At 39.2% G+C, this 14,525-nt stretch carries 11 protein-coding genes; 4 read left to right on the top strand and 7 right to left on the bottom strand.

Translation table 11 applies throughout. From position 1 onward, the window contains the following. Positions 1 to 38: 38 nt before the first annotated feature. Together L1286_RS14515 and L1286_RS14510 are read right to left on the bottom strand one after the other, a co-directional pair. Entirely contained in the window at positions 39 to 1,052 is a 1,014-nt protein-coding gene (locus L1286_RS14515) for a CHASE3 domain-containing protein (RefSeq protein WP_235407782.1), read from the bottom strand. Between the two features lie 121 nt (positions 1,053 to 1,173). Beyond that, positions 1,174 to 1,869 carry a response regulator transcription factor gene (locus tag L1286_RS14510; protein ID WP_235407781.1) on the bottom strand — a complete coding sequence of 232 codons (696 nt, stop codon included), beginning with the start codon at positions 1,867 to 1,869 and terminating at the stop codon, positions 1,174 to 1,176. A gap of 137 nt (positions 1,870 to 2,006) precedes the next feature. Here L1286_RS14510 and L1286_RS14505 point away from each other — a divergent pair, with 137 nt between their 5' ends. Next, positions 2,007 to 3,110: a response regulator gene (locus L1286_RS14505; protein ID WP_235407780.1), complete on the top strand. Its 1,104-nt coding sequence runs from the start codon at positions 2,007 to 2,009 to the stop codon at positions 3,108 to 3,110. A 252-nt stretch (positions 3,111 to 3,362) separates the two neighbouring features. Continuing rightward, positions 3,363 to 6,608 carry a PAS domain S-box protein gene (locus L1286_RS14500; RefSeq protein ID WP_235407779.1) on the top strand — a complete coding sequence of 1,082 codons (3,246 nt, stop codon included), beginning with the start codon at positions 3,363 to 3,365 and terminating at the stop codon, positions 6,606 to 6,608. 58 nt (positions 6,609 to 6,666) lie between these two features. Here L1286_RS14500 and L1286_RS14495 read toward each other — a convergent pair whose 3' ends face one another. Continuing rightward, positions 6,667 to 8,667, bottom strand: coding sequence for a S8 family serine peptidase (locus L1286_RS14495; RefSeq protein WP_235407778.1), 2,001 nt, complete (start codon positions 8,665 to 8,667; stop codon positions 6,667 to 6,669). Between the two features lie 519 nt (positions 8,668 to 9,186). Between L1286_RS14495 and azu the strand changes: the two genes are divergently transcribed. Further along, the gene (gene azu, locus L1286_RS14490) at positions 9,187 to 9,636 is read left to right on the top strand and encodes an azurin (protein WP_235407777.1); all 450 of its coding nucleotides are present in this window, start codon (positions 9,187 to 9,189) and stop codon (positions 9,634 to 9,636) included. A 58-nt stretch (positions 9,637 to 9,694) separates the two neighbouring features. On the opposite strand, the gene L1286_RS14485 is transcribed toward azu, so the two are convergent. Together L1286_RS14485 and L1286_RS14480 are read right to left on the bottom strand one after the other, a co-directional pair. Continuing rightward, positions 9,695 to 10,057 carry a hypothetical protein gene (locus L1286_RS14485; RefSeq protein WP_235407776.1) on the bottom strand — a complete coding sequence of 121 codons (363 nt, stop codon included), beginning with the start codon at positions 10,055 to 10,057 and terminating at the stop codon, positions 9,695 to 9,697. Positions 10,058 to 10,619: 562 nt separating this feature from the next. Continuing rightward, a complete protein-coding gene (locus L1286_RS14480) occupies positions 10,620 to 11,102 on the bottom strand; it encodes a hypothetical protein (RefSeq protein WP_235407775.1) in 483 nt (160 codons plus the stop codon). Positions 11,103 to 11,463: 361 nt separating this feature from the next. On the opposite strand from L1286_RS14480, the gene L1286_RS14475 reads away from it, so the two are divergent. After that, positions 11,464 to 13,404: a S41 family peptidase gene (locus L1286_RS14475; protein WP_235407774.1), complete on the top strand. Its 1,941-nt coding sequence runs from the start codon at positions 11,464 to 11,466 to the stop codon at positions 13,402 to 13,404. A gap of 108 nt (positions 13,405 to 13,512) precedes the next feature. Here the strand turns inward: L1286_RS14475 and L1286_RS14470 are convergent, their stop codons facing one another. After that, entirely contained in the window at positions 13,513 to 13,806 is a 294-nt protein-coding gene (locus L1286_RS14470) for a hypothetical protein (RefSeq protein ID WP_235407773.1), read from the bottom strand. Between the two features lie 285 nt (positions 13,807 to 14,091). Beyond that, entirely contained in the window at positions 14,092 to 14,523 is a 432-nt protein-coding gene (locus L1286_RS14465) for an acyl-CoA thioesterase (protein WP_235407772.1), read from the bottom strand. Between the last annotated feature and the right edge of the window lie 2 nt (positions 14,524 to 14,525).

The raw sequence follows: 14,525 nt of genomic DNA, 5'->3' as shown, positions 1-14,525 counted from the left end.
CAGTTGAATACAGTTGCATTCACTCAAGCTCAGTCAGACTATTTTGGTTTATTTTCCAAATAAATACATAAGTCCTTAACAGACGCGTTGGCGGTAATGGCAAGCTTCAGCATATCATCAATGTCTTTACTGCTTGTTGATTCATGGTCTTCCTTGTGTTTTTGTAGCATTGGAATCAAATTTCTAATAGAGAGTTCGCTTTGCCTGCTGTGTTCTATTGATAACTCAGTAATTGCTTGCAAATCCTCCATAGTCTTTTTTTCACTTTGCTTAAGTTGAGAAATAAGTTTTTCACTCTCTTGGCAGCGGCTTTTAATACCCTGCGCGAGCTCACTCACCTCAATACAGTTATTATCCTGTGCTATCTCAAACTTTTCAGACTCTGGGTAATGCTTTATGTACAAACCCAGCACCCTGATGGGCTTAAGTACTTTGTCTCGGATAGAGTAAATTAACCAGATTATCAACACAACATGCACGAACTCTAGAGCAAGAATCGAAGCCGTGTGCAATTTTTTTGCATCAACATACTCTCGAGTGCGTTTATCAAGCAGGTTTCTCTCTTCTTGTTCAAACGCTAATAAAATAAGCTCAATCTCTTCCATCAAGTGACGGCCAATATTTGTCTTTACTAATTTTTCAGTTTCATGCTTTGCCCCCTTTTCTATAAACTGAATTGTCTGCTCCAGTTCAGAAAACTTCCTATTTAAGATTTCGCTAAGTTCCATTAGCCTTTTTTGCTGGGTCGGATTGTCCCTCGTTTTTAATTTTAGCGCTTCAAAAGTATTTAAGCTTAAATTAATACCTTGTCGGTATGGCGCTAAATATTCTAGGTCTTCGGTCAGCAGGAACCCTCTTTGACCTGTTTCAGCACTTTTTATCTGCACCTTTAGCTGGTTTACCAAGTCAATTACTTCATACGTGTGTATCATCCAAAATTCATGTTCGTCTTTATTTGTATAACTACTAACAATAATCAATAGATTCACAATCCCAGCAAAAACACTAAACCCGATAAATAGGAAAAGTGCACTCTTGAAGCTATAGTTCAAAGGGTTACCCATTTAGTTATTACACTTACTAAAAATTGTAGACACAATTACCCTAAAGGACATGAATTTTAAAGAAGTTTATCCACTATGCCGCGGCAGTGAATACAGCTCCCAAGCCACACTACTTTGGTGTACAAGTTATAACCCGATAACCGAACCCTTTTTTTGTTTTTATTGCCTGGGGCTTTTTGGGGTCGAGCTCTATTTTTTTCCTGAGCCGACAAATAATTGTATCAACCGCACGCACAGACTCTGGGCCTTCATGCAACCTAGTTGCGTCAATTATTTCTTCACGCGCATATATCCGGGGTGCATTTTTTGTGAGTAAAAAGAGAACTGTTTGCTCATGATAAGTCAATACCACTTCATTGCCCAAATCATCTAAAACTACTTGGTTATAAAAATCTACCCTTTTGTCAGCAAGATAAACCACCCGCTCACTTGGTTCTTTTTTTGACGTGTTATTAATTAACAGGTTAATCCTAAGCAGTAACTCTTTCACTGTATAAGGCTTTGCCAAATAATCATTTGCTCCGAACTCAAGGCCTACAATTCTGTCTTCATCGGCGCCACGCCCAGATGAAACAATTATTGGGGTCAAATTTTGACTGCTTTTTAACTTACGAAGTAATACTAAGCCATCTTCGTCGGGCAGTCCTAAATCGAGAATAATTAAAGCAAAAGATTTACCTTGTAACTTTTCCCAGCATGCTTTTGCACTATTTGCCACTTCGACTTTAAAGCCAGTTAATTCTAAGTAAGCACAAGTCACTTCTGCGAGCTGTTCATCATCTTCAATTAAGAGTAAAGAGTGCATAACCAACCTTAGGTTTAAAAACCCAGAAATATTTGAGAAATATACTAGACAAAGTATAGACACATATCAGCACTATATTTTGACTACAAAAAGTCATGCTGGTAGAGGTATCTATGCATCTTTCAAAAGGTAAAATCATGATAGTTGAGGATGATTTAGAGTACTTGGCTCTTTATGAAGAAATTTTAGGCCGTAACTTCGAAGTCTATGCTTTCACATGCGCAGAAGAAGCGCTTGACGCCACTGGTAAACTTAAGCCTCACACCATCATACTCGACCTACACCTGCCCGATATAACTGGCATTGAGTTTTGTCAAGAACTTAATAAACAAAGCGCCAAGTATGCCAACTTTGAAATAATTTTTGTATCTGGAGAATCCGATATCAAACAAAAGTTAAAAGCCTTTGAGATGGGCGCAGCAGACTTTATCGGGAAACCGTTTGATATAAATAAGCTGAAACATAAAGTTAGTGCAAGTATAAGACGCCAAATCAATCATCAGCCATCACGTGAAAAGATAAGCAATTACGGTAGTATTTCTGTAGAACAAACATCTAAATGCAATCAAATAATGCACTTTTATAACGATATTTCTTCATGTGCAACAGTGCATAGTATCGCAACAGTTTTTTTCTCTTTGATGTCTGATTTTGAGCTACAAGCATCTATATGTTTTAGATTACCCCAGCCACTCTGTTTGCGCGATGATCACATTCGCACTACTCCTATCGAGGAAGAAGTCTTTGAAATACTTAAAAACTCCGGTCGCTTATATGAGCTTTCTAATCGACTGCTGATAAACGAAGAACATGTTTCATTTTTGATTAAATATACACCAGAAAATAGTCAAAATTTTAAACTGATCAAACAAAGTGCAATTGACCTAGCTGAAGCGATGAATGCCAAAGCCATAGACCTTTGCAATGAACAAGAGAAAAACTCTCCGAGCGGCAACATTGCCAATAAACTCGAAGAACTGAGCTTTGATATCAGTGACTATCAAAATGATATAAATAGATTACTAACGATAATGATGTATAAAATCAGTGAACGTTTTCAATGCTTAAACATGACTGAGGAGCAAAACCAATGGCTTGAACAATTAACTAAACACACCATAAAAGAGATAGAAGACGCTAGTAACAAAGTTATACATGCAGCATCTAGTTTATCGGTGACGGCACAAAGTACCGATCCATCTGAGAAATCGACATATGTTCAGCCCAGCTCAAAATTTTAAATACACCCAAACTATACATTAACTATACTTTGCCTTAATAACGACTGATGTTTTTCCTAATAGCTCGTTGAAAACGAGTAAACATATCCAGCGTGTACTGGCTAGGTTTGGCTAAATTGAGATGACAGTATGAAGCTAAGAACATTAATTCTTTTGGTTATTCTATCTTGTACCACTATCCCTTTGATTGTCTTCCACCTATTAAATGTCTCAAGTGAAAAGCAGTTACTCCACGACGAAACCATCGCGAAGTTGCAAGACGTTGCTGATATTAACCACAAACGAATAACCAGCCTGCTCGAAAACAAGAAAAACTCTGTTGCGCTCATCAAAAGCCGGACACAACTTAGAAAGTTGCTGCGCGAAGCTTCAAGGAACTCTGATCCCAACTTAACCAATCGTATCGGTGAAATTATCATTCATGCTATTTCATCAAGTAAGAATATTTACGGAATCGCAATTTACAACTGCAAAAAAAAGCTTGTTTATACTTCTCAAGACGATTTGCAGTCTCTCATTAGCAAAAGCGATTTAAAAATTGATGGTTCACTGTACAACGTTAAAATACTTTTTTCTGAACAATCACAGCTACTCTTGTTTATAGAGCCCATTGAGTTAAATGGGAATTTGGTCGGTTATATTGAAGTCGCTTTTACAAACGAGGAACTTAAAGCTATTGTCAGTGACTACACAGGCCTAGGTAGCAGTGGCGAAATAGTGCTTGCATCTCGCGATATAAACGGTGATGCCATCTTTCTCACACCAACCAGAAATGATCCCTCAGTGGCCCTCTCTCTCACGGTTCCCAAGAGTAACTTAGAGATACCTATTACACACGCGATCAATGGCACAAACGATATATTTCCTGATTATGTGGATTATAGAAAAATCCCTGTTTTGGCAATTTCACACCATATACCTGAAACTGATTGGGGCATGGTAGTAAAGATAGATAAAGCAGAAGCTTTCAAACGTGTTGAACAGTTAAATTTACAGTCAATAGAAATTGTTATTGCCGCGCTTTTCTTAGTATCTTTACTCTCTTTTATTTTGATTAGTTGGATTACGACTCCCTTTTTTACCATTCATAAAGCATTAGTCATTGCTGGCGAAGGCAAGCTACACAATATTACTAGCCACCACGCAATTTATGAGATTCAAGAAGTTATAAAGTCAATTAATTTTATGCTCGAGCAACGTTTTCAAACTGAGCAAGCCTTACATAACAATATCAAAGAGCTTACAAAACTCAATAATCAATTAGATTCAGAGGCTGAGCGCTTCAAACGTTGGAAAGAGTCTAATTTCATAGGCATTATTCACTCTGATGCAAAAGGAAACATCTTAGATGCTAATTCTACATTATTAGACATGATTGGCTATACAAAGGATGAGCTAGTAAATGGCGAAATTGACTGGAAAAACCTTACACCAGATAAATACCTTCCTCTTGATTTACACGCTGTTGAGGAAGCCAATGAGAAAGGCTACTGGACTCCATTTGAAAAAGTATATACGCATAAATCAGGCCACGAGGTGCCAATTTTAATCGGAGGTTCTATTTTCAATAAGGATAATCAAGAGTTCATCGTGTTTATAGTAAGTTTGGCTGATAAATACAAGCAAATGCGAGAACTCGAACGATACAAAGGCATTGTTGAGAATTCAAGCGATATGTTCGCTTTTCTTGATTTGAGATACACATTTAGAACCGTTAATGATGCATATTTAAAGCTACATAACAAGAAACGTGAAGAGGTAGTGGGTCATGTTGTCTCAGACATACTAGGCCAAGAACTTTTTGATAAAGTGAAAGATAAAATGGATCTGGCTATTAAGGGCACGAGCGTTACATTTAAAGAGACTTTATATGCAAACACACCGCGCGAACGCACGCTCCAAATTTCTTATATTCCGTACCATTCTAACGAAAATAAAATCATAGGTTTCATATTTAAAGGAGAAGACATAACTGAGCTTGAATTTAAACAAAGATTAATAGAACTCAGGGAAGCGGAACAAAAGCGTATTATAGAGTCTTTGCTAGAAGGTATTTTCACTACCGATTCCAAAGGAACAATCCTCTCTTTTAACCCAGAAGCCGAGAATATATTTGGCTATAAAGAGCACGAAATAGTTGGACACAGTATAGATGAATTGACAGACGGCGTGGGTCAGCACAGTGAAAAACTTGCTAACTATATCAAATCAGGTAGCTCCAAAATCATCAATAACCGTTTAGGTAGAGACGTCAACGCCAAGCATAAAACGGGATATGTTTTTCCAATCAGAATTTCCGTTGCCAGCATGCCACTAACTGAGGATGGTGAATTACATTTTATTGCTAACTTTCAGGACATGAGTGAGCATGAACAACAGTCAAAGTTAATCAATCGCAGCTCAAAGCTCGAATCTCTTGGCAACATCGCAGGTGGCGTTGCACATGACTTTAATAATATTCTCGGTATAATTTTGGGCTACACAAGCCTCATGGAAGATTTCAATAAAGACCCAACCACTAGCATACAAGCAATTGAACGAGCATGTTATCGAGGCCAAAAGCTAACTAGTAACTTACTTACATTTGCAAAAAAAACGCCCAGTTCACCTATCTATGTTGACATTAACGAGCTAATCAAAAAAAACACAAAACTGCTTGAAGCCGCAATGACTTCTAAAATTAAACTCATTTTGAATTTAGATACCACTATCAAGCAGGCATATTTAGAAGAAAACCTTTTTGAAGATCTGTTGTTAAACTTATCAATCAATGCAATGCATGCTATGCCAAATGGTGGTGAGCTAAGCGTAACCACTAAACAAACATCACTAACTAATGAACAAATGCAAACACTTGGCCTCGAAACACCAAATACAATAATGATCAAATTTCAGGATTCAGGCACCGGCATTCTTCCAGAGCATATCGATAAAATATTTGACCCATTTTTTACAACAAAAAAAGAAACAGGAAATGGCTTGGGGCTTTCACAATGCTATGGATTTGTTAAAGCTTCAAATGGAGCAATAGATGTTGTGTCACAGATTGACAGAGGTACAGAATTTACGATTTATTTTCCCGCTATGACTGAAAAATCTCAGTCACAATCTGACTCAAACCATGAACAATTATTAGCGTTGCCTGAGGAGATAAAAACTGTACTCATAGTTGATGATGAAGAAGATATCCGTTTTCTAATTAGATCATTCTTAGGTTGTGGAGATATTGAAGTACTAGAAGCAAGTAATGCACAAGAGGCGTTGTCGATTCTAAAACAGTACCCGATTGACTTTGTGGTCAGTGATGTAATTATGCCAAACTGTGATGGCGTCGAATTCATTCAATCAGCATTGAGAACTCGAGATGACTTAAATTATTTATTTATATCTGGCTTTATCGACTGTGAAGATGATGATCACCTAACGACTGACAGAATTATCTACAAACCGTTTAACAAACAGCAGCTCATAAAAAAAATACGACAAGTTATCAATTAAAAAAGGCGACACGCTAGTGTCGCCTTTAACTCTACATCTCAATCATACAATAAGGAAATTATTGACACAGTCCCAAGTTGGTCCAAACTTTCCAGTCGTTACCAACATTTGAGTTTTGAGCTGGGTTAGCACCTCTGTTCCACCAGTTACTACGGTACTCTCGACCTTCGTAAGAAACTCTAGTACCCGCAACATATACTTTTGAAGCAGACCAGGTTTCAAGACCTGAACACCCACCTTGGTTTACACCATCGGTAACCTGAACTGATTGGTTCACACTATGTGTCGCGCCGCCATCATCTGTCACCGTGACAGACACTTGATATGTGCCAGCATTAGAGAAAGCGTGTGATACTTTAGAACCTGTTGTATTAAATCCACCAATATTCCAGTCATAACTTACGATTCGACCATCAACGTCTGTACTAGATGTTGCGTCGAAACTACATGCTAAGTCGCTACAATTTGCCGTAAATTTTGCTACTGGTGCTTGGTTTTCTTGTACACCACCACAGCCATTTGTTGCAATATAGTCAGAAGCTGCCTTTGCTTGAACTAGACCGTAACCGTATTCATCATCACGACCAGCAGTACCTAAGTCAATTGCAGTGGCATTAAGTGCATTTCGAATATCAATGTTCGAACAGCTTGGATGCTGACTCCATACCAAAGCAGCAACACCCGCAACATGTGGGCTCGCCATGGAAGTACCTGATTTTTCAGCGTAATCAAGAATGGCTTCTAGCTGAAGTTCAACTGACGTACCAACCGATGTTTTAAGTGCGTTACCTTGCTCCTGTGATAATGAAATAACAGGAATCGTTACACCGTGTGTACCTTCACCCAATGTACCGCCAAATGATCCTGCTGCATTGTTGTAAACAATTGCAGCGACACCCCCACCCGCTTGGCAATTCGCTGCTTTATCTTTGAACGACGCACCACCACGCTCAATTAGACAAATGCTTTGTGTTGCTGCACACGTTGCCAGACCTTGACCGCAATCAACTAACTCTGCACTTACTTTGCCTTCAACAGAGTGAGTCATGCCATTGCCGTCAACGAATACTCCACCCGCAGTTACACCAGCTAATACCCCTGTTCCTCGTGGTACTGTCGACAACACGTTTGTGCCCGGTGCAGCAATCTCTACTTGCACATTGTACTGAGAAGATGGGTTTTTAACACGATTTTCGTCTATATTGGCAACCGACACAACCGTATCATAACTTGCAGGGTAACTCATTGTTGCATTGCCATCGTTACCTGCGGCGGCGATAAGTAATACACCTTTGTCATATGCAGCTTGAAGTCGTTCTTGGAAATATTGACTTGGGCTGCCGCCCCCTAAGCTCATGTTGATAACTTTTGCGCCATTCTCAACACAGTTGTCTACGGCGCGTGCGATACGCGAAGTCAAGCCCTGCTTTCCATCATTATCGAAAACTCGGACATTGTGAATTCCAACTTTATCGTTCGGTAATACACCCACGACACCCGTACCATTTTTAAGTGCGACAATGGTGCCTGCGACATGCGTACCATGGCCAGACCCATCTTGATACCAAGTTAAGCCACCCGGCAAGTCAGTAAAACCTGTCGCGTTTTGTGGTAAGTCTGGATGACCTAAATCATAACCTGAGTCAATAACACATACTTTAAATAAATCAGCGTTAGTGTCTTGTAATAGTGGCGCTTGTACCTCAGCTAAACCATAAGGTGAGACTTCGCCAGCAGATGTTGCGTTAAAAGGCACGTATTCGAAATCTTCCTCGATATACTGATACTGCCCTGAAGCTTTCAACATCGCGACCTGTTCAGGTGTTAATTCCATTGTAACCACAGTACCCGAACCATCATTCGAGAGTGTTTCCGCAGCTGGCTCTGCACCAAAATCTAGTGCAATATTCGCTCTGGAAAAACGACTCGTTTCTGGTGCAAAAATACTTAAATCGCTTTGCTTTAAAATATACTGCTTTGTGTCTTGTGCATGTACAGCTGTTGAAGTTAGTGCAGATAAGGCAAGCGCTAGTGAGGTTAGCTTAAATGTATTTTTCATGTTAATTCCTTAGTGGATAGTTATTATTGTTGTCGCATCCACTGCGATAATTTTCCTACTTGCTGTTCTTTTGTACCCCTTTCACAAACAAAGGTATACTTTAAATTCTACCAATGCAACCCCTCATTAACCTTTTTTCATAAATATTTAAATATAATGCCTAACATTTGCAATCAAACCGTGAGGAGTAATCCCCTTGAAATGAAATAAGCTCAAATTTGGTATAAAAAGCGTCACTTTTATTACAAACTGACAACAAAGAAAAAAATAACAGTAACATTCAAAAAACTTTTCTATTCCCTCTATTCAGAGTGACTGAGCGCCAGTCAAATATGCATCGCCGTAGGGGCAACAAATACTGTAAGCCGGTGTAAATCCACTTTTTTCATTGAAAACTAAAGATAATTGGATAATTACGGAGTGCCCTCAAAACAATTTCCAATTTTGGGTATTTACCATTTTACTAATGTATCGCTTTGCAAGATAATGCAAATAATTTCTATTCAAGGAGTAACATCGATGAACAACTTGGTTAAATTTGCACTCGCTGCAATGGCTTTCTCTTCTTTCCATAGCTTTGCCAATGAATGCGAATTATCTATTGAGTCCAATGACATGATGCAGTTTTCTAAAAAAACACTGTCAGTCTCGAGTAAATGCGAACAAGTCAAGCTAACACTTATCCATACAGGAAAATTACCTGCTGCCGCAATGGGTCACAACTGGGTGTTAACAGAAAAAAAGAATGTTAAAGCAGTCGCCTCCGATGGCATGCGAGCTGGTGTTAAGAATAACTATGTAAAACCAGGGGACGAACGCGTTTTCGCATTTACGGACGTTATTGGTGGTGGGCAGTCAACCACAATTAATTTTTCAACAAAAGGCCTAAACAAAAATGGAGAATATAACTTCTTTTGCTCGTTTCCAGGTCATTTTGCGATCATGAAAGGGACTTTTAAAATAGTCTAAAACGATGCATACAGCAACGGAGCCTTTGACTCTAGTTGCTGTTTACCACAAATTAGTCCTATGTTTGCGCTGCACTTAAGCCCGCGATCAAGATAAATGAGAGCCAGTAAATAGTTCGAGCACACTTGAATGAGGAAGAAAGCCAACCACTAATGGAGAAAATAAAAGATACCAGCATAATGAGTGTCTCTTTAGCCGGCACTTCTCCTAGTGACAATACAAAAATTAAAGCTGCAAAACCAAACCAACAAGCTGTTGAGAAGTGCCATAAATTTTGCAAAACCCGACGAGTACAATACTTACCAAGCAGATATTTGGGCTCTACTTTGTCTAACGCTTTTTTGGTCAAGATCAATTTATAGCCAATGTAATGATGCAACATGCCGATTAAACAAATTAAAACAAATACAAATACTGGCATGACTTCCCTTTACACACTTCAATCTTACTTTTATGGCATCATTGAGAAAAACAAAACACATGCCTATTATTGAATTATACCTGAGTAAGAGATGAATACTTACATTAATTCATTTATCACAATGAATTAATGTAAGTAGAGTTGTCCTACGCTATGCATTATTAATAAAGTTTGCTAATTACAGCTTAAATGCCCCCTATTTTTGACCAATGGCGTATGCGCACAACCACACCAAGACCAAAGTAAACAAGTAGAATCCACGTATTAAACGACTCAAGTGAAAGAACCTACCTTCTAAGTCAGCTAAATTGCAGTTCAAAATAGAATATAAACAATCTATTCAGTTTTTGATTATTTTCACTGTCTGTTTTTTCCCGGCGAGTCGTTATTACCAACTGAAGTTACCTTGGGTATTGCGATTACACGAGCTCTGTTTTCCTGCTGATGAGTTAGCAACCCTCATTTTTCAAGAACGCCGTAACTAAATACAAGCTAGATTCATATCGGCGATATGGTTCTCGTTGACGTAGTCATTTTAATCTTTCCTGAATTCTTGCCTCTCTCATCGTTTCGAATATATTCCCGAAAACAATATAACCCACTTTTCTTTGCCAACCTGAGCTCTCCATATTTGCTGTACGTTGTCTCCATGTTGTTTTTGCCAAGTAATTTCGTGCTTTTTTACACGTCCATTTTTCTCAAGCGTTTCGCCTCTTAAGGTCATTTTTCCATTTTCTACTCCTCCCTCGAGCTTTAACATCCCGCCTTGGTTATCCATCCATGTTTGATGCCAAACACCTAGCGCAGGACTATACGTGTTCAAACTCTTTCCAGCGAACCCCGTTGCAGTTTTATACTCCTCCAGAATGACACACCCGTCGAGTATTTTGCTGATTTTACTCGTGGCAAACTGATTTTCAGCGGATTTGACTTTCCACTCTCCAAGCCAAAAATCGAAGCTTTTATATTCTTTACCTGTACATGGGCTAGCCCACCCGTGAAGAGAAATTAAAGCCATGGTCAAGCAAATAATTCGTACTAACATTGTTCCCCTCTTTTTATCTAATGTTTGTTTTATCGAGCTTTAGAGCATTCAAAACGCTGCCAATGTATTGTGTAACCTTAGCTAATATTGAGCTAATCGCTACGTATTACTAAACTAGGGCATGAGCGATACTCCCTTAAATTGTGCCAGCTAGACAATGTATAGCATTTTGATTAGTAAGTATTTTGAGGAACCATAACAAATGTATATATCTGTTTTAATTAGATTAATAGATTTAATTTAAGCTGGACCATGTAAATTATTTGCAAAAAAAATGGGGATTTTCCTACTGGTTGTTATTTTTTTTGAAAATACAGGTTTTTATTTCAGGAACAACAAAAACAACCTTAGGGAAAAAGATATGAAAAAGTCTATCTTGGCGAGTGCTTTAGCACTTACATTCGGTTCTCAAGCTTTAGCTAGTAACTACGCTTTACTTTCTGAAACTAGAGATCAAATCCAATATCCAGAATATACCCAGCAGGAAAAGCTCACCGTTGTTAACCAAGCAAAACAGTTGCTTGAAGGCCTCTATGTGCACCGCTATGCAAAAGACATCTATTATGGCATTTCACCAACAGGCCACGTAAACCCAGTTGATGCAATCAATGATGTAATCGCAGATCTTGACTCTTTAAATTCTCAACAGTTAAATGAACGTTTAACTAAAATCTTCAAAGCTCAGCGTGATCTACATTTAGTGTATGTCCACCCAACCCCCGTCAGAAACTTTGCGTCAATTTTACCGTTTGAATTTGGTAAAACGGTGGATGTTTTGGGCAACCCGGAAGTACGAGTATCTAACTTACTTGAAAATCTAATCCCATATGTTGGCGGAGTTAGACTGCCTGAAGTTGGCGACAAAGTAGTCTCTTACAATGGCGTGTCTATTTACGACGTCGTAGAGCAAAACCTCAATGCAGGTTTTGGCGCAAACCCTGATGCAGGATTTGTCCGAGCACTTGGCGCAATCACATATAAAGGCCATGCTATCTCTCTGGTACCACAAGAAAATGAGGTAACCATTGAATTTGTATCTCACGCAACAGGTGAAACCTATACAACTGTGGTGCCTTGGGTAGCAAGACTCCCTCGTACTTCTGCGGCTACAGGAAACACAAATGCGCTGACGGAATCAGTTTCTGACAGCACAAACTTAGAAGCTCAAATGTTTGCTGAAATTAAAGCAGAACTTGACGAAAACAATGCAGCACCTTTCACAACTACACCAACAGCTGATAGCGAGATCTCATGGGCTATCCGCAATGTTGACGGTCAAAGTGTTGGCTATATTCAACTGGATAGCTTCTCCCCTAGCGCTACAAAAGAAGACGCGGTTTGGATTGTCAGTAGCCTAATGCAAAATGAACTCGCTAATACCGATGCACTTGTCTTTGACGTAAGAAATAACCCCGGTGGCAACATTATCTATGCAGATGAATTAGTTCAACTTTTCTCTGCAAAACAAACACGTCCAACTGAACTACGCTTCATTAATTCAGACATCAATCACCACCTGATGAACGAAACAATTTTCTCCACTCTTGGGGAGAATTGGGTCAATGTATTGGCTGACGTTGCTGGTACAAATGCACAATATACTGCAACCTCGACTTATGTGACAAAAGCTCAGAATAACAACTTCGGTCAATCCTACTACAAGCCTGTTGGTGTTTGGTCAAATGCCAAGACTTATTCTTCAGGTGATGTATTTACCTGTGCCGTACAAGATAATGGCGCTGCGAAGGTCTATGGTGAGAACTTACGAACGGGTGCTGGCGGTGCAAACGTATTAAGACACTCTGTGTTTGCTCGTTTTGCTGGCGCACCTAAATTTGAACACCTCCCTTACAACCAAGAAATGACGGTGTCTTGGAGACAAATGGTACGTCATAGCCACAATCAAAATGCTTTAATCGAAGATTACGGCTGTGTTGCAAATCAGGTTGTACCAAGAACCTTAAACAGCATTCTTGACAATGATGCGGGTAATTTTGCCACTATCGCACGCGACCTATTGACCCAACCTCAAACAGCATCGGCTGTAAACTTCTTGCAACCTCGCGTGTCTGAGTTTGCTGAAACAAACGGTGTTTTCTCTATTGAAGTTAAAAACACTGAGCATGTTGATGTATATCTAAACAACGTCAAAGTAGAACGTATCAATGTTTACGCGTATGGCTCAGAAGCACAGTTAGTTGAGTTTTCTTTACCTGAAGGCACCACTCAGGGCAACGTTCAATTTGTTGGCCTAGACGCTGGTAACAAACCTCTGTGGAATGGTAAACGTTACTTCTTCTAATTTATATCTTTTAACTACGATGGCAGGCTTTGTTCCTGCCATCTTTTTGTCTAATTGACTTATCACTCCTATGTGCGCCTGACATCGCCTTACATAGGACATATGCTTTTATCCTAGATCTCTCATTAATATTTCGAATTCTTCATTCGCGTCAGCAATTAAATGCGACAATTCACGAGCGTCTCGCTCTCTTAAAACAACTTGCCACGTAACCGCGCCTTCTTTGCCGCTCAGCGCGATATCGACACCATTATGTTCGTACTTTATGTTGTTGAACTTAGTCGTATGGTGCTCATGGAGCTCAATAATATCAATATCAAGTGTTCCCGTTGGATATACCTCAACATGCGCGTGTAGGTTTTTCTCACCTGATAAACAATATTCTCTATGCACAGAAATCATCACTGCCTCCTTAACCGTTAGTATCAACCACGAATAAGTGTAGAACAGTATTTTCTAGCAGGAATAATTATTATTCAGTGAGCCGTCATTTTTAAATGGTGTGCCGTGCCAACGTGATGAAAAAATCTGCATCTGTTGAGTTAGCGTTTGAAGGTATACAGCTAATGTGATGTTTGAGAGGAGTTTTTAATAGAAAAAACTTAACGTGAAGATGTACTGCTAGCATCGTTGGAAAGGCGCGTCAAATAGGGATATGCCCATACGTTCATACCCCAATCCATATCGTTATTTAAAGCCGTTTAGCATTTTTTCACAAACGACAGGTGTTGGACGATGGTTGTCGTCCACTGCAACAAAGGTGAAATTGCCTGAAATGGCAAGGTGCTTGTCATCTTTGTGCATCGTTTCAAGGAAAATCTGCACTTCAACTTTAAGGCTAGTATTACCGACATGAACAACTTTTGACACTAATTCTGCAAATGTTCCTGCAGGAATGGCTTCTTTAAAATCAACACGGTCAGAAGAAATCGTTACTAGCGGCTTGCGACAAAACCGAGTTGCAGCAATGAATGCTACTTCATCCATCCAAGCTAACGCGTCACCGCCAAATAATGTATTGTGGTGGTTCGTCCTACCTGGGAATACGGTTTTAGTCACTGAAGTTGTTGAATCTTCAATACGCTGTGCAATGAGCGCATCTCTTTCTAAATCTGTCATTA

Origin of the sequence: Pseudoalteromonas sp. SMS1, from assembly GCF_021530565.1 — a bacterium.
Taxonomy (GTDB): domain Bacteria; phylum Pseudomonadota; class Gammaproteobacteria; order Enterobacterales; family Alteromonadaceae; genus Pseudoalteromonas.
The sequence above is the reverse complement of the archived record's forward strand: the minus strand, read 5'-3'. Positions and strand labels throughout refer to the sequence as shown.

Coding starts and splice junctions, on each gene's coding strand:
- L1286_RS14505 (WP_235407780.1), top strand. CDS start 2,007: ATGATAGTTGAGGATGATTTAGAGTACTTGGCTCTTTATGAAGAAATT.
- L1286_RS14480 (WP_235407775.1), bottom strand. CDS start 11,102: ATGTTAGTACGAATTATTTGCTTGACCATGGCTTTAATTTCTCTTCAC.
- L1286_RS14470 (WP_235407773.1), bottom strand. CDS start 13,806: ATGATTTCTGTGCATAGAGAATATTGTTTATCAGGTGAGAAAAACCTA.
- azu (WP_235407777.1), top strand. CDS start 9,187: ATGAACAACTTGGTTAAATTTGCACTCGCTGCAATGGCTTTCTCTTCT.
- L1286_RS14475 (WP_235407774.1), top strand. CDS start 11,464: ATGAAAAAGTCTATCTTGGCGAGTGCTTTAGCACTTACATTCGGTTCT.
- L1286_RS14510 (WP_235407781.1), bottom strand. CDS start 1,869: ATGCACTCTTTACTCTTAATTGAAGATGATGAACAGCTCGCAGAAGTG.
- L1286_RS14495 (WP_235407778.1), bottom strand. CDS start 8,667: ATGAAAAATACATTTAAGCTAACCTCACTAGCGCTTGCCTTATCTGCA.
- L1286_RS14465 (WP_235407772.1), bottom strand. CDS start 14,523: ATGACAGATTTAGAAAGAGATGCGCTCATTGCACAGCGTATTGAAGAT.
- L1286_RS14485 (WP_235407776.1), bottom strand. CDS start 10,057: ATGCCAGTATTTGTATTTGTTTTAATTTGTTTAATCGGCATGTTGCAT.